At 67.9% G+C, this 17,646-nt stretch carries 18 protein-coding genes; 7 read left to right on the top strand and 11 right to left on the bottom strand.

Annotation, left to right across the window (positions count from 1 at the left end; translation table 11 throughout):
• Positions 1-45 precede the first annotated feature (45 nt).
• Entirely contained in the window at positions 46-1,011 is a 966-nt protein-coding gene (locus ACETK8_RS06930; RefSeq protein WP_374038775.1) for a DUF6607 family protein, read from the top strand.
• 147 nt (positions 1,012-1,158) lie between these two features.
• Here the strand turns inward: ACETK8_RS06930 and ACETK8_RS06925 are convergent, their stop codons facing one another.
• The 6 genes from ACETK8_RS06925 to petA all read right to left on the bottom strand — a co-directional run bounded on the left by ACETK8_RS06925 (position 1,159) and on the right by petA (position 8,055).
• A complete protein-coding gene (locus tag ACETK8_RS06925) occupies positions 1,159-2,805 on the bottom strand; it encodes a M28 family peptidase (RefSeq protein ID WP_374038774.1) in 1,647 nt (548 codons plus the stop codon).
• A 249-nt stretch (positions 2,806-3,054) separates the two neighbouring features.
• Positions 3,055-4,698, bottom strand: a complete 1,644-nt coding sequence (locus ACETK8_RS06920; RefSeq protein ID WP_374038773.1) for a M28 family metallopeptidase — start codon at positions 4,696-4,698, stop codon at positions 3,055-3,057.
• Between the two features lie 33 nt (positions 4,699-4,731).
• Positions 4,732-5,214: a TMEM175 family protein gene (locus ACETK8_RS06915; protein WP_374038772.1), complete on the bottom strand. Its 483-nt coding sequence runs from the start codon at positions 5,212-5,214 to the stop codon at positions 4,732-4,734.
• A 116-nt stretch (positions 5,215-5,330) separates the two neighbouring features.
• Positions 5,331-6,203, bottom strand: a complete 873-nt coding sequence (locus ACETK8_RS06910; RefSeq protein WP_374038771.1) for a cytochrome c1 — start codon at positions 6,201-6,203, stop codon at positions 5,331-5,333.
• Between the two features lie 5 nt (positions 6,204-6,208).
• Positions 6,209-7,504 (bottom strand): cytochrome b, encoded by a 1,296-nt coding sequence (locus tag ACETK8_RS06905; RefSeq protein WP_374038770.1) that lies wholly within the window; start codon positions 7,502-7,504, stop codon positions 6,209-6,211.
• A gap of 8 nt (positions 7,505-7,512) precedes the next feature.
• Positions 7,513-8,055, bottom strand: a complete 543-nt coding sequence (gene petA, locus ACETK8_RS06900; protein WP_374038769.1) for a ubiquinol-cytochrome c reductase iron-sulfur subunit — start codon at positions 8,053-8,055, stop codon at positions 7,513-7,515.
• Positions 8,056-8,252: 197 nt separating this feature from the next.
• Between petA and ACETK8_RS06895 the strand changes: the two genes are divergently transcribed.
• Positions 8,253-8,705: a tRNA (cytidine(34)-2'-O)-methyltransferase gene (locus ACETK8_RS06895; RefSeq protein ID WP_374038768.1), complete on the top strand. Its 453-nt coding sequence runs from the start codon at positions 8,253-8,255 to the stop codon at positions 8,703-8,705.
• A gap of 70 nt (positions 8,706-8,775) precedes the next feature.
• Positions 8,776-9,532 (top strand): IS5 family transposase gene (locus ACETK8_RS06890; RefSeq protein ID WP_374038767.1). Its coding sequence is split into 2 segments (ribosomal slippage): positions 8,776-9,113 and positions 9,112-9,532, totalling 759 coding nucleotides; the frame shifts between segments, so codons are not numbered across the junction.
• Positions 9,533-10,074: 542 nt separating this feature from the next.
• On the opposite strand, the gene ACETK8_RS06885 is transcribed toward ACETK8_RS06890, so the two are convergent.
• The 3 genes from ACETK8_RS06885 to ACETK8_RS06875 form a co-directional block, all read right to left on the bottom strand.
• On the bottom strand, positions 10,075-11,328 hold the full coding sequence (locus tag ACETK8_RS06885; RefSeq protein WP_374038766.1) for a dipeptidase: 1,254 nt from the start codon (positions 11,326-11,328) through the stop codon (positions 10,075-10,077).
• A 70-nt stretch (positions 11,329-11,398) separates the two neighbouring features.
• Complete coding sequence (locus tag ACETK8_RS06880; RefSeq protein ID WP_374038765.1) at positions 11,399-12,688, bottom strand: M20/M25/M40 family metallo-hydrolase; 1,290 nt, start codon at positions 12,686-12,688, stop codon at positions 11,399-11,401.
• A 59-nt stretch (positions 12,689-12,747) separates the two neighbouring features.
• Positions 12,748-13,236, bottom strand: coding sequence for a hypothetical protein (locus tag ACETK8_RS06875; RefSeq protein WP_374038764.1), 489 nt, complete (start codon positions 13,234-13,236; stop codon positions 12,748-12,750).
• Between the two features lie 75 nt (positions 13,237-13,311).
• Between ACETK8_RS06875 and hemF the strand changes: the two genes are divergently transcribed.
• Positions 13,312-14,193, top strand: coding sequence for an oxygen-dependent coproporphyrinogen oxidase (gene hemF, locus ACETK8_RS06870; protein ID WP_374038763.1), 882 nt, complete (start codon positions 13,312-13,314; stop codon positions 14,191-14,193).
• A 7-nt stretch (positions 14,194-14,200) separates the two neighbouring features.
• Here hemF and ACETK8_RS06865 read toward each other — a convergent pair whose 3' ends face one another.
• Positions 14,201-14,929: a type 1 glutamine amidotransferase gene (locus ACETK8_RS06865; protein WP_374038762.1), complete on the bottom strand. Its 729-nt coding sequence runs from the start codon at positions 14,927-14,929 to the stop codon at positions 14,201-14,203.
• Between the two features lie 61 nt (positions 14,930-14,990).
• Between ACETK8_RS06865 and ACETK8_RS06860 the strand changes: the two genes are divergently transcribed.
• Entirely contained in the window at positions 14,991-15,299 is a 309-nt protein-coding gene (locus tag ACETK8_RS06860; RefSeq protein WP_374038761.1) for an antibiotic biosynthesis monooxygenase family protein, read from the top strand.
• Between the two features lie 233 nt (positions 15,300-15,532).
• On the opposite strand, the gene rlmJ is transcribed toward ACETK8_RS06860, so the two are convergent.
• On the bottom strand, positions 15,533-16,351 hold the full coding sequence (rlmJ, locus tag ACETK8_RS06855; RefSeq protein ID WP_374038760.1) for a 23S rRNA (adenine(2030)-N(6))-methyltransferase RlmJ: 819 nt from the start codon (positions 16,349-16,351) through the stop codon (positions 15,533-15,535).
• Positions 16,352-16,437: 86 nt separating this feature from the next.
• Between rlmJ and ACETK8_RS06850 the strand changes: the two genes are divergently transcribed.
• Together ACETK8_RS06850 and ACETK8_RS06845 are read left to right on the top strand one after the other, a co-directional pair.
• The gene (locus tag ACETK8_RS06850) at positions 16,438-16,593 is read left to right on the top strand and encodes a hypothetical protein (RefSeq protein ID WP_374038759.1); all 156 of its coding nucleotides are present in this window, start codon (positions 16,438-16,440) and stop codon (positions 16,591-16,593) included.
• Positions 16,594-16,597: 4 nt separating this feature from the next.
• Positions 16,598-17,617 carry a DNA topoisomerase IB gene (locus tag ACETK8_RS06845; protein ID WP_374038758.1) on the top strand — a complete coding sequence of 340 codons (1,020 nt, stop codon included), beginning with the start codon at positions 16,598-16,600 and terminating at the stop codon, positions 17,615-17,617.
• The last annotated feature ends 29 nt before the right edge of the window (positions 17,618-17,646 follow it).

Genomic DNA, 17,646 nt, shown 5'->3' with positions numbered 1-17,646 from the left:
GACAAGCCGCTAATGCGAGCGAATAGCAAACCGGAACGACGACCCATGCGCGCCATCCTCATCGCCGCCGCCCTGCTGACGGGCGCGGCGCCCCTCGCCGCCCAAGCCCAGACCGCGCCCGCGGCCTCGGCCCGCTCGGCCCAGTTCGAGCAGGATCGCCAGTCGATCCTCGCTCAGCAGGGCCAGTACACCGTGCGGTTCGACTTCCAGGAGAACGTGTCCTTCCACGAAGGCTACGAGATCATCGAGCCGAAGATCTCGGGCGGCAACGAGATCGTCCGCCTGGTCGAGGACACGGGCGACCGGATCAGCCTGCAGCACATCCTGGTCATGGAGCACGACGGCCAGTCCATCGTGGTCAAGCACTGGCGCCAGGACTGGGTCTATCAGCCCGCCACCGTCCTGACCTATGCCGGTCCGAACCGCTGGGTCCTGACCCCCGTGCCGGAGGCCGAGCGCACCGGCGCCTGGTCCCAGACCGTGTGGCAGACGGACGATTCGCCCCGCTACGGCGGCGTGGGTCGCTGGACGCACGAGAACGGCCTGAACCAGTGGACCTCGGGCCCGACCTGGCGCCCCTTGGCCCGCCGCGATGCGGTGCGTCATCCGGTCTACGACCGCTACCTCGGCACCAACCGCCACGCCCTGACGCCGGCCGGTTGGGTCCACATCCAGGACAACCTCAAGGAAGGTCTGGTCGACGGGCAACTGACCGCGATCGTCCAGGAAGACGTGATCAACACCTACCGCACCAACACGGCCTACAACCCGGCTCCGGGCGACGACTACTGGGCCAGGACCAAGGACTACTGGGCCGGCGTCCGCGCCGCCTGGGACGAGGTCATCCAGGCGAACGGCGGCATGACGCTGGAGGAAGAGGCCGAGAACGGCTCGACCACCGGCCCCGCCCTGATGGGCATGGCGCAACAGATCGTCGACGGCCTGAAGACGACCGAGGCGGCCATCGCCGAGGCGCGGACCATCATCTCCGAAGACACGACGGCGCCGTAGGTCAAAAAGTTCCGCTCATCCCCGCGAAGGCGGGGACCCAGTTCTTTCGTGAGGCAGGCTGCGTTGGATCGCCGCCTGCCTCTTTATTTGAGGATCATCGCCCAAAGCACTGGGTCCCCGCCTTCGCGGGGATGAGCGGCTCTAGTGTTACCGCCGCGCGGCGTCGCTCTCCACCCGACGCGCGCCGAACTCCGAGGTCGGCTTCCACGTCGGCCACTCGTCGCCATTGGCCAGTTGCAGACCCAGACGATACAGCAGCGTCAGGTTCTCCACCGCCGAGCGCAGGTCCCAGTCCGCCGACCACTCGTCCGACGGCTTGTGATAGTCGGCGCCGAATTTGGCGGTCCAGGCGGCCTGGCCGGCCTCGACCCCGCCCTCGTCCCAGTCCACGCCGTGCCAGGTCATCAGGGCGGGCACGCCCATGCGAACGAACGGGAAGTGGTCCGAGCGGGTGTAGAAGCCCTGCTCCGGCTGGCGGTCGTCGGTGATGACGCGACCTTCCGCCTCAGCCAGGACCGCCAGATCGTCCTCCAGCGTATTCTGACCCTTGCCGAAGATGGCGATGTCGCGCGTCGGCGGCGACAGGGGCAGCATGTCGATGTTGATGTCCGCCACCGTCGTCTCCAGCGGATAGACCGGGTCGGCGGCGTAGGCGTAGGCGCCCAGAAGCCCCATCTCCTCGGCCGCCATATGGGCGAAGACGAAGGTGCGTTCGGCGCGCGGGGCGGCCTTCAGCTGACGCGCCATCTCCAGGATGCCGATGGTGCCCGAAGCGTTGTCCCAGGCGCCGTTGTAGATGTTGTCCTCGGTCGTGGAGACCGGGCTGACGTGGTCGGCGCCGACGCCGACGTGATCCCAGTGGGCCGAATAGACGATGGTCTCGTTCGGGCGCTCGGACCCCGTGATCTTGGCCAGCAGGTTGTGCGTGGTCAGGGTGTCGATCGTCTCTTCCTGCTTCACCGACAGGGTGACGCCGGTCAGCGGCACGGCCTTGAAGGTTCCGCTTTCGACCGTCGCCAGGGTCGCCGGATCGACGCCCGCCGCGGCGGCCCAGGCCTGGCCCACGTCGTGATTGATCGCCCCGGTGAACTCCAGGTCCGCCGCGCCAGGCGTCAGGGTCCGCTGGCGGTTGCCGAACTGGCCGGCGCGCAGCCAGTTCTGGTCGGTCGCCGACATCATGTTCAGGGTGATGACACCCACGGCGCCCCGCCGGAACGCCTCGTCGTTCTTGTACCAGCCGTTGGAATAGGCGGTCGGATAGGCGCCGTTGAAGCGTTCGGCGACCTCCGGCGAGTTCGGCTCGCCCGCCATGACGATCACGACCTTGCCGCGCACGTCGATGTCGCCCCAGTCGTCCCAGTTCCGTTCCGGCGCATGGATGCCGTAACCGGCGAAGACCAGACCCGCATTGGCGATATCGGCCTTGCCGTCGTTGGTGGCGGCGCGCAGCAGGATGTCGGTCCCGACCGTCATCGGATGCGCCACGCCGTCCGGCCCGGTCCAGCTGGCCGAGGCCGCGCCGGCGACCGGGGTGAACCGCTTCAGCACGATCTCCTGCAGCCATTGGCCGTTCGGCCCGCCGGGCTCCAGCCCCATGGCCTCATACTGCGCCTGCAGCCATTCCAAAGTCATCCGCTCGCCCTGGGTGCCGGGGTAACGGCCCTGGAAGTCGTCCGACGAGATGTGGCGGATGCCATCGGAAATCCGCTCGGCCGAGAAGTCCTGGGCCGATGCCAGTCCCGCCGACAGGATCAGGGCCACAGCGGCCGTACCGCCGAACAACGCACGCAACATCAGGGCTCTCCTCGCCATTTCGCGCGGGACATTAGGCGCGGGTGCGACAAGAGCGACATTACGGTTTCGTCATCATCGCCCCTCCCTTCTCCCCTTGCGGGAGAAGGGAGGGGCGAAGCCCGACGGATGAGGGGTACGGGGACGCAGACGAGATCAGGCGAACAGACGGCTCATCGGGCGAACCGCCTTTCACCCCTCATCCGACCTCGCTGCGCTCGGCCACCTTCTCCCGCAAGGGGAGAAGGAACTCTAGCGACGCTCCCCCGCCGTCGCCGCCCGCGCCGGCCCGAACTCCGACCCGTCCTTCCACTCCGGCCAGTCGCGGCTGTTCACCAGCCCCGCGCCGACGCCGTAATAGACCTGCAGGTCCTGGATCTGGCCCGAGTAGTCCCAGTCCGGCGACCACTCGTCGTCCGCCTGGTGATAGCGGTTGGCGCCGTACGCTTGCCGGTTCGCCGTCCGCTCGGCGATCGGTTCGTCCACGAAGGCGCCGGTCGAGGCGCCGTAGGCCATCGGCACGCCGCGCTTGGCCAGCGGGAAGTGGTCGGAGCGGAAATAGACGCCCGAGGCCGGGTTGCTGTCCGGGCGCACCTCGCGGCCCTGCCCTTCCACCAGCGTGCTGATCCGCTCGTCCAGATGCGACTGGCCGAAGCCGACGACGTTGAACGCTTCGGTCCGGCCATAGACGTTGGCCGAATCCATGTTCACCCCGCCGACCGTGGTCGCCAGCGGATAGATCGGATTGGCGGCATAGTATTCCGAGCCCAACAGGCCGCTTTCCTCGGCCGTGAAGCCGATGAAGACGATCGACCGCTCCGGACGCGGTCCGGCGGCGAAGGCGCGGGCCAGTTCGATCATGCCGGAGATGCCCGAGGCGTTGTCGACCGCCCCGTTGAAGATGGCGTCGCCGTTGGCGTCCGGCGTTCCGACGCCGATGTGGTCCCAGTGGCCGGTGTAGAGGAAGGTTTCCTCCGGATGGGTCGTGCCCTCCAGCTTGCCGATGATGTTATGCGTCTCGATCCGCTCGGAGGCTACGTCGAACATGACGTCCAGTTCGACGCCTTCCAGCGGCACCGGCTGGAAGTCCCGGCTGCGCGCCTGAACCTTCAGCGCCTCGAAATCCAGACCCGCGCGACGGAACAGATCGACCGCCACGTCGCGCTGGACCCAGCTTTCGACCGGCACGCGCTCGTTGGCGTTCTCGCGCACGATGTCGAACTGGGCCCCGCCCCAGCTGTTCCTCACCGTGGCCCAGCCGTAGGAGGCCGGCTCGGTCTCATGCACGATGATGACGCCCGCAGCCCCCTGACGCGCCGCCTCCTCGTACTTGTAGGTCCAACGGCCGTAGTAGGTCATGGCCCGGCCGCCGAAGGTGTTCAGCTCCGGCTCCTCGAAGTCGGCGTCATTGACCAGGACGACCAGGATCTTGCCGGTCATGTCCTGCCCCTTGAAGTCGTCCCAGTCGCGCTCGGGCGCCTTCACGCCGTAACCGACGAAGACCAGGGGCGCGTCCATCAGCATGACGTGGTCCTCGCCCGGACGGCGGGTCGAGACGACGATCTGCTCGCCCTGTGTCAGGGGCAGCCGCCAGTCGCCGACGCTGAGCGCGGCCTGGATGTTGGAGGCCGAGAAACGGTTCAGCGCCACCGCCTGGGTCCATCCGCCGTTGTCGCCGCCGGGCGCCAGGCCCGCCGCCTCGAACTGGGCCGAGACATAGTCGATGACCTTCTGCTCGGCCGGGGTGGCGATGCCGCGCCCCTCGAAGTCATCGGCCGAGAGGATGCGGATGTGTTCGGACAGCCGGGCCGCATCGAACCGGGGCTCCTGCGCGCTGGCGGCGAACGACAGGGAAAGACCGGCCAGAAGCGCGGCGGCGGCGGTGAACGTACGCATGAAGACCCTCAGCCAACGGAATGTGGGCGGACGTTAGGGGGCCGCCGTCTCCGTGTCGACTTTCGCCGCCCGCGACATGGCGCGCGCCTGGAAGAAGGAAGTCACCCCGATCAGCACCGGCACGCTCATATAGGTGAAGCCCGGCGCCCATTCCGCCATGCCGTCCGGCGCGGTCAGGGCGATCACCACCGAAACCAGCGACACGCCGGAAAGGATCAGCCGGAGCGGAAAGACGTAGAGGAGCACCACGAACACCAGGGCCAGGCTCAAGGCCGTCGACAGCCCGTCCCGGAGCGGCCACAGCCGCCCCAGATCGCGATAGCTCAGCCAGAACATCACCGTCAGGGCGAAGGCCGCCGCATAGGACGGCGCGCTCAGCAGCATGGTCTGCATGTCTGCGAGGCTCGCCGGCGGATCGCCCCCGCCCGCGACCAGCAGGGTCACGGCGAACGCGAACGCCGCATCGACGAAGGCGTCCAGCCTTCTGGCCATTTCCGTCCGGATAACGTCGGTCATGACCGGCACTCTGCCTTGGCCGGTCCCGTTACGCCAGCCGGGCGCCCGGCCCACGAAAAAGCCCGCCGGGGCGAACCCGGCGGGCTGATCTTTGTCCGTCGCGGACGGGGTGGGCCTTAGTGGGCCACGCCCTTCCAGATGCGGCGGTAGCTCAGGTAGGTGATGCCGGCGAAGATGGCCAGGAAGGCCAGGACGCCGATGCCCGCCTGTTTCCGCTCGACGGCCTTGGGCTCGGAAGCCCAGGCGATGAAGGCGGCGACGTCCTTGGACATCTGGTCGACCGTGGCCTCGGTGCCGTCGTCATAGGTGACCTGACCGGCGGCCAGCGGCGCGGGCATGGCGATGAAGCCGCCCGGCGGGACGTGCTCGGGGTCGCCGTCCCAGAACGGGGTCATGTCGCCCGACATGTACGGGTTGTAGTGCTGGGTCGCCGTCATCCGCAGGCCGGCCGGCGGGGCCGAATAGCCCGACAGCAGCGAGTAGATGTAGTCGGCGCCGTTGTGACGGGCCTTGGCCATCACCGACAGGTCCGGCGGAGCCGCACCGCCGTTGGCGGCCGAGGCGGCCGTACGGTTCGGGTACGGGTTCGGGAATTTGTCGGCCGGAGTGGCCGGGCGCCGGATCGTCTCGCCGGTCTCGGTGTCGATGTCCGGCACCTCGATCTCGGCGGCCAGGGCGCGCACGAAGCGGTTCTGGGCCGGGTTCTCGGCCTGCGGGTCGTAGAAGGGTCCGCCCTTCTCACCCAGGTTGCGGAAGTGCAGCATGTCCATCGAGTGGCAGGCCGCGCAGACCTCGCGATAGACCTTGTAGCCGCGCTGCAGCTGGCCCTGATCGAAGGTGCCGAACGGACCCTCGAAGGAGAAGCCGCCCGAACGCGGGTGGAGCGAGCCGCCCTCGGCCAGGGCCGGCGAGGCCGCACCGACCGCCACGACCGCGGCCAGCGCCAAGAGGGGCTTAAAGGCGGCCAGTTTGCGAATGGAGAACGTCATCGCGATCAGGCCTTCTTCTCGGCGTCGGACAGGACCGGCTCGGAGATCGAGGCCGGAATCTTCAGCGGCGTCTCTTTCAGGCCGACGACCGGCATGATGACGAAGAAGAAGACGAAGTAGTAGAGCGTCAGCAGGCGCGTCATCCACAGGTAGGAGTTCAGCTGGCCGTCGATCAGGGTGAAGCTGGGCATGCCCGGAACGACCGGGGCGTCCGGCAGCTGGCCGCCGCACCAGCCCAGGCCCATGCCGACGATCACGAAGATCACGAAGAAGATCTTCATGGTCGGGCGATAGCGCATCGAGCGGACCTTGGACGTGTCCAGCCAGGGCAGGACGAACAGCACGCCGATGGCGCCGAACATCGCCACCACGCCGCCGAACTTGTCCGGGATGGCCCGCAGGATGGCGTAGAAGGGCAGCATGTACCACTCGGGCACGATCTCCGCGGGGGTCTGCAGCGGGTTGGCCGGGATGTAGTTGTCGGCGTGACCCAGGGCGTTCGGCATGAAGAAGACGAACACGGCGAACAGCATCAGGAACAGGATGACCGCGAAGCCGTCCTTGACCGTGTAGTAGGGGTGGAAGGGCACGGTGTCCTTGGCCTCACGCTCCTTGGGGATCAGGATCCCGACCGGGTTGTTCTGGCCGGCCGTGTGCAGGGCCCACAGGTGCAGCACCACGACGCCGAAGATCACGAACGGCAGCAGGTAGTGCAGCGAGAAGAAGCGGTTCAGCGTGGCGTTGTCGATGGCCGGGCCGCCGCGCAGCCAGATCAGGACGGGCTCGCCGATGACCGGGATGGCCCCGATCAGGTTGGTGATGACCTCGGCGCCCCAGTAGGACATCTGGCCCCACGGCAGGACGTAGCCCAGGAAGGCCGTGGCGATCATCAGGAAGAAGATCACGCAGCCCAGGATCCAGATCATCTCCCGCGGCGCCTTGTAGGAGCCGTAGTAGAGGCCGCGCAGCATGTGGATGTAGACGGCGATGAAGAACATCGACGCGCCGTTCGCGTGCACGTAGCGGATCAGCCAGCCGCCGTTGACGTCGCGCATGATGCGCTCGACCGAGGCGAACGCCATGGCGGTGTTCGGCTGGTAGTGCATGGCCAGGAAGATGCCCGAGGCGATCTGCACGACCAGGCACAGCGTCAGGATGCCGCCGAAGGTGTACCAGTAGTTCAGGTTCTTGGGCGTCGGCAGCGACAGATAGTCAGCGCCGAAGCGAACGATCGGAAGCCGGGTGTCGAGCCACTTCTCGATGCCGGTCTTGGGAACGTAGGTGGATTCGTGTCCGCTCATGGTCTCTCTTACCCGATCCGGATGGTGGAGCCGGCGGTGAATTCGTATTCCGGCACGACCAGGTTGGCCGGCGCCGGGCCCTTACGGATGCGGCCCGAGGCGTCGTAGTGCGAGCCGTGGCAGGGGCAGAACCAGCCGCCGAAGTCGCCCGAACCGAACGTCGGGATGCAGCCCAGGTGGGTGCAGGAGCCGATGACGACCAGGATCGGCTCGTGGCCGGCCTTGGTGCGCTCCTGGTCCGTCTGGGGTTCCTTCAGGTCCGAGGCGTCGTTGTCGGCGATCACGCGCTGCAGTTCGGCGGCCGTGCGGTTGCGCACGAACACCGGCTTGCCCTGCCAGGTGATGACGATCTGCATGCCCTCGGCGACCTTCGACGTGTCGAACTCGACGGTCGAAAGGGCCAGGGTGTCTGCGGCCGGGTTCATGGAGTTGACCAGCGGCCACACCACCATCACGCCCGCGCCGACGGCGGCGGCGCCTGCCGCGATGTGGATGAAGTCCCGGCGGGTGGCTTCACCTTCGGGATGTTCGGTCACGACCGATTCGGCCACGTCTCACCTCTGTAAAACTCGCATCGCGGCCCGTGGGAAGACGGCCCGCTGTCGAGGAAATGTCCTTAGCGCGATGAAGAGATTCCGACCCGGTCAGGATTTGCGGCTTGTCGCCGCAACTTGCTGAGGTTACTTGAGAACCACTCGCAATTCTGACCGCGACAAGACCCCTGCCCACGCGTATGCAGGGCCTTAGAATGCGTCTCGCCCTTTTTCAACCAGCCATTCCCCAGAACGTGGGCGCCTGTATCAGGCTATCCGCATGTTTCGGGGTCGAGCTGCACATTATCGAGCCCACCGGCTTCCTGTTCGACGACCGTGCGATGAAGCGCGCGGCGCTCGACTACGGCCCGTTGTCGCACATGACCCGCCACGCCGATTGGGACGCGTTCCAGGCCGCGCGGGGGCCCGGAAGGCTCTGTCTGTTCACGACAAAAGGGGCCACCGCCCTGACGGACTTCGCCTTCCGCCCGGACGACACCCTTCTGTTCGGCTCCGAAAGCTCCGGCGCGCCCGATTACGTGCATCAGGCGGCGGACGCGCGGGTCTTCATCCCCATCCAGCCCGAAGCCCGCTCGCTGAACCTATCGGTCAGCGCGGGGATCGGCGTGTTCGAGGGGTTGCGTCAAATCGGCGGCGCGGCGCGCTAGGGTCCGTACTCAATAAGGTCTGGCGGTGAGTTTGGCGTTCTGATTCAAGGCTTCTGGAAGGGAGCCTTGGATGCGGAAGCTTTACTGGCTGGACGACGAAGCTTGGGCGCGGATCGAGCCGCACCTTCCGACGGGACGGCGAGGGGCGCGCAGGGTCGATGATCGCCGCGTGTTGTCGGGCATCGTGCACATGCTGCAGTCAGGCGCGCGCTGGCGGGACTGCCCGCCGGAGTACGGGCCATACACGACGGTCTACAACCGCTTCAATCGCTGGAGCCGGCAGGGCGTTTGGCACGACATCTTCAAGGCCCTGACCGGCCACAGCGGCATCTACTCCTCGGCCGCCATCGACAGCACCTCGGTCAAGGCCCATCGCTCGGCGGCGGGCGCAAAAGGGGGCCTTCGTCCAGGGCATAGGCCGCTCCAGAGGCGGCCGCACGACCAAGATCCACGGCCTTGTGGACGATCGAGGGCGACCCCGTGTGCTGTTGCTCAGCGCCGGCAACACCAACGACATCACCATGGCCCACGCCCTGATCGAGGCGGCCGGACCGTTCGCAAGGCTGCTGGCGGACCGCGGCTACGACGCCGATCACCTCCGAAGGCGACTGGCCGAACGACGCGCCGAGGCCGTCATCCCGACCACGACCTCGCGCAAGCGGCCCATCCCCTACGACGTCGTCGCCTACCGACAGAGGAACACCGTCGAACGCCTATGGGCCAGGCTCAAGGACTTCAGGCGTATCGCGACACGCTACGACAAACTCGCCGCGAACTTCCTCTCCAGCGTCCTCATCGCCGCCACCGTCGCCTATTGGGCCAAATGAGTCCGGACCCTAGCCCTTCGCTCGGCGAACGAAGGGCAGGGCTGGTGTTCGCCTATTGGCGAGCAGGCGCAAGGACACCGCTCGGGTGAGAGATTGGGCGGTCACAGGTTGGCCCAGTCGCTTCGACCGGTGGATTGAGGATGTCGAAGGTCGCTAGGAGCGTCTGATCGCCTTCGCTACGCAGCGCCACGAACGCCGTGCAGTGCTCCGCACCCGCTCGACAGGAAGAGGTCACGACGCGGAACGGCTCGGGCCGAGCTCCAGGGTACATGCACGCCGTCAGAACGTCCCCGACGTCCTGGCTGGCCGTTAAAACCGGGATGGTCGAGATTTCCACACTCGCCGCCTCGGGCTCAGAAGCAGGCTCTGCGCTTCCTGTCAGAAGCATTCCCAGCAGCACGCCGCCCAAGGCGACAAAGGTCGTTTTGGAGACAGCCATCGGCCCCTCTCGAATCTCGAACGATGTGACGCGAGGAACTCTGCCGCCACACCCAGGGTTGTCAATCGGGCGAACGTCGCCTTTTAGGCGCAGATGCTCAGCTCTACTCCGGTGCGCCGGCCTCCGGCAGAGCCGCCAGCGAGGGCCGTTCCGCCTGCTTCGCCGCCGCCACCGCCTCGACCGCCCGCATGGTGCGCAGGATGTTCTCGCCGGCCAGCTTGCGGATATCGGCCTCGGTCCAGCCCGCCTCCATCAGGGCCGCCAGGATGCGCGGATAGGCGTCCACCCCCTGCACATCCTCCGGCAGACTGGTCACCCCGTCGAAGTCCCCGCCCAGACCGACATGGTCGATGCCCGCGACTTCGCGCACATGCTGGATGTGAGCCACGACGTCCGCCAGCGTCGCCTTCGGGCGCGGATGGGTCTCGACCCAGGCGAGCAGACGCGGATCCGGCGTCCCTTCGTTGGGAGACACGCCCAGACGGGCCGCCTCGGCCTCGACCGCCCTCGTCCAATCCCCCAGCGCCGAACTGATGAAGCCCGGCACGAAGGTGACCATCACCACCCCGCCGTCCTCCGCCATGGCGCGCAGCACGGCGTCCGGCACATTCCGCGGATGATCGGTCACCGCCCGCGCCGAGGAGTGGGAGAAGATCACCGGCGCCTCTGACACCCGCATGGCGTCGACCATCGTCTCTTCCGAGACGTGGCTCAGGTCCACCATCATGCCGATCCGGTTCATCTCGCGAACCACGTCCTCGCCGAACGGCGACAGCCCGCCCCACTTCGGAGCATCGGTCGCGCTGTCGGCCCAGGTCGTCGTCTTGGAGTGCGTCAGGGTCATGTAGCGCACCCCCGCCTCCTGAAACTCGCGCAGCAGGCCCAGGGAATCATCGATGGAGTATCCGCCCTCGATGCCGATCAGGCTGGCGATCTTGCCCTGGCCGTGGATGCGCTCGACGTCGTCGGCGGTCGTGGCCAGTTCGAACACGTCCGGATGGGCCCCGACGATCCGGCGCACCATGTCGATCTGTTCGAAGGTCGCCTTGGCCGCCTCGACCGGCTCCAGGCTGGCCGGCACATAGACCGACCAGAACTGACCGCCCACCCCGCCTTCGCGCAGGCGCGGGATGTCGGTGTGCAGGTCCGTCGTCGCATCCAGATTGGTCGCCAGATCCACCGCATAGGGATCGCTGGCGAAGCCCTGACGCAGCGCCCACGGCAGGTCGTTGTGCCCGTCGATCAGGGGGGTGGTGTTCAGAATCTCCCGCGCCCGCGCAGCCCCGTCCTGGGCCTGGGCCGCCGCCGGCAGGACGAGAGCGAGCGCCGAAACGGCGAGCAGGCAGGAACGGATCACGGCGACCTCCGAAAACGATGATTCCTCGACACTGACAGACGGAGGTCGGGCCGGGCTAGTGACTAATCGTTCACTCCAGGCTCAGCCGCCCGATCAGCACCGCCGCCCGCTGCGCCTGACGAACCATGCTGTCCAGATCGACCGACTCGCCCTCGGCATGGGCGCCCAGCCCCGCCATCCCCATGCCGCCCAGCGTATCGACGTCGGCGGCTACGAAGCCCGAATCCGCCGCCCCGCGCTTCGCCGGATCGTAGGGGGCCATCTCCGGCAGGCCGAGATCGCGGTTCACCGCGTTCAGCCGTTCCAGCAGGGCCGTGTTCCCCGGCGTCGGCGCCATCGGCGGATAGCCGTCCGGCGCGAACGCCAGCTCGGCCGTGGTCTTCGGCAGATGATCCTCCACGATCGCCGCCATCCGCTGACGCGCCCGCGCGTCCTGCTCCGGCGTCAGAGTCCTCAGGTCGCCCCGCGCCACCGCCGTCTCGGCCACGATGTTCGTCTTGCCCGAGGCCGTGACGCGGAAGCCCGCCGCATCGATCTCCGCCGGCGTCCCGCCCGCGATGACGCCGACATTGTAGGTCAGGTTCGGCTCCGGCAACTCCCGCCGGAAGGTGTCGAGAATCCGCGCCATCTCATAGATGGCGCCGTAGCCCAGGCTTTCCCCGAACACCCCGCTGGAATGCCCTGTCCGCCCGCCGGTCGTCAGGGTCCAGCTCGACGAACTCCGCCGCGCGATCGTCCCGAACTCCTCGCCGTTCTCGACCGCCAGCCCCTCGAACTCCAGCGCGTAGTCGGCGACCCGGCCCGCCGCGATCAGGTCCCGTCGCGCGATCTCCAGCGGCGCCCCCGGCCGCTCCTCGTCCCCGGTCAGGACCACCGTGATGTTCGACCCTTCCAGCGTCCCGGCCGCCTGCATGGCCCGAAGCGCCGCGATGATCACCACCATCCCGCCCTTGTCGTCGCCGATGCCTGGCCCCGTCGCCCGCGAGCCTTCGCGCACGAAGGTCTGGAACGGACTGTCCGTCTCGAACACCGTGTCCAGGTGGCCGATCAGCAGGATGTTCTTCCCACCCCCGTCATGGGTCGCGATCAGATGCCCGGCCCGTCCGGTGTCCTCCATCGGCGCCCAGCGCACATCGAAGCCCAGCGGCTCCAGCTCGGCCCGCACCATCTCCCCGACCTGCGTCACGCCCGGCAGGTTCAGCGTGCCGGAGTTCACATTCACCAGCCGTTCCAGAAGGTCGATGTGCCGATCATGCTCGGCGACCACCGTCGCCATGATCGTCCGCTCCGCCGCCTCCGTCTGGGCCATCGCGGGCGTCGCGAGGACGAGGGACATCAGGGCGGGCAGGATCAGACGCATGGGAACACTCGCTGTGAGGACGCGAGCGTGGCCGAGGACGTCAGGCCTGTCAAAGCGCCTTAGCGGCCGCTCCGCACCGGGTTCGCCATGGCGACCGGTCGAATGGCCGGGGCCGGCGCCACGGGAGCCGCCACCACCGGCGCTTCGACTTCCACCACCTCCGCCGGTTCGCGACATCCGCGCCCGGCGTGCAGGCCGTTCAGATAGTACCAGCGGTCCTGCGCCGCCTTCTGCTCGGCCTCGTTCCGCTCCCGACCCGGCTGACGCACCGCATCGACGCCCGCCACCGCCAGCGCCCCGCCGGGGACCAGCAGCGTCGCCCCCTGCCGCGCCATGCCGCCGAGCGAACTCAGCCAGCCGCCCTGTGGCGTCGCATCGCCCATGGCCGCGCTCAACTGCGCCGCCTCGTCGCCGATCTGGGCGCAGGTCATGGCGGCGTCCGCCTCGCGGAACACGCCCGTCTCCTGCGCCGTCGCGCTCGTCGCGGCCAGGGCGGCGACCCCGCCGATCACTGTCATCCATCGGGTCATGGGCTTGGAAACGGCCACGCGCCCCGCCGGTTCAATCCCCCTTTTGATCCACCTCAATGGCGACCCGCCCCCGGATATGCTTCAAGCCGCGCCATGAGCGACGCCCACACCCGTTCCCCCCTGGATCTGAAGAAGGTCGAGACCCGCGCCTGGTTCGAGGCCCTGCGCGACCGCATCCACGCCGGCTTCGAGGCTCTGGAGGACGCGGCCCCCGCCGACCTCTTCCCCGGCGAGCCCGGACGCTTCGTCCGCACCCCGTGGGATAGGCCAGAGGGCGGCGGCGGCGTCATGGGCATGATGCACGGTCGCCTGTTCGAAAAGGTCGGCGTCCACGTCTCCACCGTCCACGGAACCTTCCCGGCCGACTACGCCAAGTCCGTCCCCGGCGCGGACGAAGATCCCCGCTTCTTCGCCACCGGCATCAGCCTGATCTGCCACCCGGTCAGCCCGCGCGTTCCGGCGGTCCACATGAACACTCGCTTCATCGCCACGACGAAAAGCTGGTTCGGCGGCGGCGGCGACCTGACCCCCGTCCTGAACGTCGACCGCAATCAGGACGCGCCCGACACCATCGCCTTCCATGCCGGGATGAAGGCCGCCTGCGACCGCCACGACCCGACCTGGCACCCGAAGTTCAAGGCCTGGTGCGACGACTACTTCTTCCTGCCGCACCGGAACGAGCCGCGCGGAACCGGCGGCATCTTCTACGACCACCATGACTCAGGCGACTACGACAAGGATTTCGCCTTCACCCGCGACGTCGGCGAGACCTTCCTTCAGACCTATTCCGACATCGTCGCCCGCCGCATGACCGAGGCCTGGACGCCGGAAGAGCGCGAGGAACAGCTGGTCCGCCGCGGCCGCTACGTCGAGTTCAACCTGCTCTACGATCGCGGCACGATGTTCGGCCTCAAGACCGGCGGCAACGTGGAGTCGATCCTCAGCTCGATGCCGCCGGTGGTGAAGTGGCCGTAGCGCGCCGCTAGATCCCGCTCCCCTCCCCCTCCACCGGCGGCGGAGTCAGCATCAGGAAGGCCCGGATCCAGGCCGTCAGCACCGCGCGGTCGTTCGACGCCTTCAAACTCAGCAAGGCCTCGTCCGCCAACGCCTCGGGAATGCGCGTCCCCCGCCGGCTCTCCACCAGGGCCGCCGCATACTCCGGCTGGAACTCCGGGTGACACTGGAACGACATCGCGTCATCCCACGCCAGCCCCGCATAGGGGGTGAAGTCGCTTCCCGCGATCACCCGCGCATCGGCGGGCGGCGTCAGCACCTGATCCTGATGCGACACGGGAATGGCGATACTGGCCGCGCGGGGGAACATCCACGGCTCCTCCGCCATCACCCGATAGCGGTGCAGCCCCACGCCCCAGCCCTTGTCCGACTTGGCGACATGGCCGCCGAAGGCCTGCGCCATCACCTGATGCCCGAAACAGATGCCGACCAGCCGCGTTCGCCCCCGCGCCGCCTGCAGCCACGCGATCAAGGGCGCGATCCACGGCAGGTCGTCATAGACCCCCGCCGCCGACCCCGTGACGATGGCCCCCTGAAACGCTTCCGGATCGTCCGGCAACCGCCCCGCCTGAACGTCGAACCGCACCGTCTTCACGCTCTCGCCCAGCAAGGCCCGGAACCGCGCCGGATAGTCGTCGAACGCGTCTTTCAGCGCCTCGGGCGGTTTGCCGGTTTCCAGGATCGCGATCGGTTTCATTCCGCCATAGGGGACCGATGCCGCATGGCGGAACAAGGGCAAAACGGCTACAGCGCCGCTCATGAGCGACGCCGACAACGCCCCCGTGGTGCTGATCAACACCTTCAAGGTGCAGCCGGACAAGCAGGACGAGCTTCTGGACCTGCTCTCGGCCCTGACCAAGGCCCAGGTCGGCATGCCAGGCTTCGTCTCCGCCACCCTGTTTCGCGGCGTGAACGGCAAGACCGTGGTCAATCAGGCCGTGTGGCGCTCGGTCGAGGACTGGAAGGCCATGACCCGCACCGACGCGGTCTCCAGCGCCATGCTCCCCATCATGGCCATCGCCACCTTCGAACCCCACCTCTACGAGGCGGGCGAGGTGATCGAGTAGCTGCTCAATAATTTTCGTCATCCTCCGGCGAGCTTAGCGAGACCGGGGGACCCATCGTCATCCTCCGGCCGATCGAAGATCGGACCGGGGGAGGCGCCGAAGGCGATCTGTTCAGGCAAGATGTAGGAAGCGTCGGTGTGCGCGGCAGTTTCGCGCTCTCGCGCGCCGCTGGGTCCCCCGGTCTGCGCCGCGAAGTCGCGGCTTGCCGGAGGATGACGATGAATAGAGGGCGGTTAAACCCGCCACACCTCCGCCTTCGCCCCCTGGTCGCCCAACACCCCGGCCACCCAGCCGCAGATCTCCGTCGCCGCCGCATCCGCGCCCTCCGGCGGATTGACCACCACCATGGCGCAGCCGTTCATCTTCATCGGATTGGTCAGCGGCCTCAGACGCGCTTCGGCCACCAGGGTCGCCGCGGTCGTCCCCTCCGCCAGCCGCCTCAGGAAGCCGTCGAAGGTCTCCAGATCCTTCAGCGGCGTCCAGATCGCCACCACCGCCGACGGGTCCGCCTTCACGATCCCGGCCGCCGTATCCGCCGCCCTCAGATAGTCGTCCGGCCGCTCGAACGGGGGGTCGATCAGGACAAGCGATCCACGCGCCTGTTTCGCCTCGGCCCGCACCAGCTCATAGCCGTCGCCGATCTCGCCCCGCGCCGCCGCGAACCCCGACAGGCTCTCGCGCAACAGCCCCGCCACCTCTTCCCTCAGCTCGAACCCGACATAGCCATCCGACGCTTTCAGAGACCGCGCCACCAGCACCGGCGACCCCGGATAGAACCGCACCCCGCCGTCGGGATTCAGCGCCGCCACCTCGGCCGCCAGGGCCTCGATCAGGGCCGGTCGATCCGCCGCCGCCATCAGCTTCTGCACCCCCGCCTCGGCCTCGCGCGACCGCATCGCATCGCCGGTCAGGTCGTACAGCCCCGCCCCCGCATGGGTGTCCAGCACCACCACCGGCCCGGCCGCCTGCCGCGTCTTCAGCAGCCAAAGCACGAGCGCGTGCTTGACCAGATCGGCGAAGTTTCCGGCGTGAAAGCTGTGGCGATAGTTCATCCCGTTCCGTCCCCTCCCCGACACTTCGGGTCAAGAGGGAACGCCCCGCCCCATCGACGACTTCAGCATCCAGACTGGAGACCCCGATGACCGATCCGAACAAACCCACCCCTGAAGAAATCGAAAGCCTGAAGGACGAAGCCGACGCCCTGAAGGAGCGCGCTGAGGACGACGGCGTCATTCCCGACGAGGACGAGATCCCCGAAAACGGCGTCGGCCCCCAGACCGGCGTGGTGCCCTGAAGACATGCCCGACGGCAGCCACGCCTTCGTCGCCGAACACGAGGTCCCGCAAGGCCTCACCTGGTGCAGCGACGCCCACCCCGGTCTGACCCGCGTCCGGTCGGGGACGGGCTTCTCGATCCGCGACGCCCACGGCAAGGCCATCAAGGACAAGGCGGTGCTGGACCGCATCCGCATGCTGGCCATCCCGCCCGCCTGGACCGACGTCTGGATCTGCCCCCGCGCCTCCGGCCACATCCAGGCCACCGGCCGCGACGTGAAGGGTCGGAAACAGTACCGCTACCACGCCGACTGGAGCAGCCACCGCTCCGAGAACAAGTTCGACCGTCTGCCTGCCTTCGCCCGGGCCCTGCCGAAGCTGCGGGCCCAGGTCGAACACGATCTCGGCACACGCGGCCCCAACCGCGCCAAGGTCCTGGCCACCGCCGTGCGTCTGCTGGAGATCACCCTGATCCGCGTCGGCAATGCGGAGTATGCGAAGACGAACCGCAGCTACGGCCTGACCACCCTGAACAAACGCCATCTGGAAATGGACGGCGCGGCCCTGTCGTTCGCCTTCCGGGGCAAGAGCGGCGTCGACCACCGGGTCAGCGTCCGCGACCGCCGTCTCGCAGCCGTCGTCCGGTCCCTGCGCGACCTCCCCGGCCAGCAGCTGTTCAAGTATCGCAACGCCGACGGCGACCTCTGCCCCATCACCTCCGACGACGTGAACGCCTACATCCACGACGCCATGGGCGAGCAGTTCTCGGCCAAGGATTTCCGCACCTGGGCCGGCACCGTCTCCGCCGCCCGCGCCCTGCGCGACGCCGAGGCCGCCACCTCGCCCACCGATGCGAAGCGCAAGATCACCGTCTGCGTGAAGGCTGTGGCCGGCCTCCTGGGCAACACCCCGACGGTGTGCCGGTCGTCCTACGTCCACCCGGCCGTGTTCGACCTCTACGAAAGCGGCAAGATCGCCGAGGTCCTGCCCGGCTCCGAGACCAAGGGGTTCGAGGCGGCTTTGATCAAGGTGCTGAAAAGCTGAAGCCTCTCCCTCCCCCTCGGGGGAGGGAG

Source organism: Brevundimonas staleyi, assembly GCF_041893865.1.
In the GTDB taxonomy this organism is placed as follows: Bacteria; Pseudomonadota; Alphaproteobacteria; order Caulobacterales; family Caulobacteraceae; genus Brevundimonas; species Brevundimonas staleyi.
Note: the sequence above shows the minus strand (reverse complement) of the source record. Positions and strands in the feature narration are given on the sequence as shown.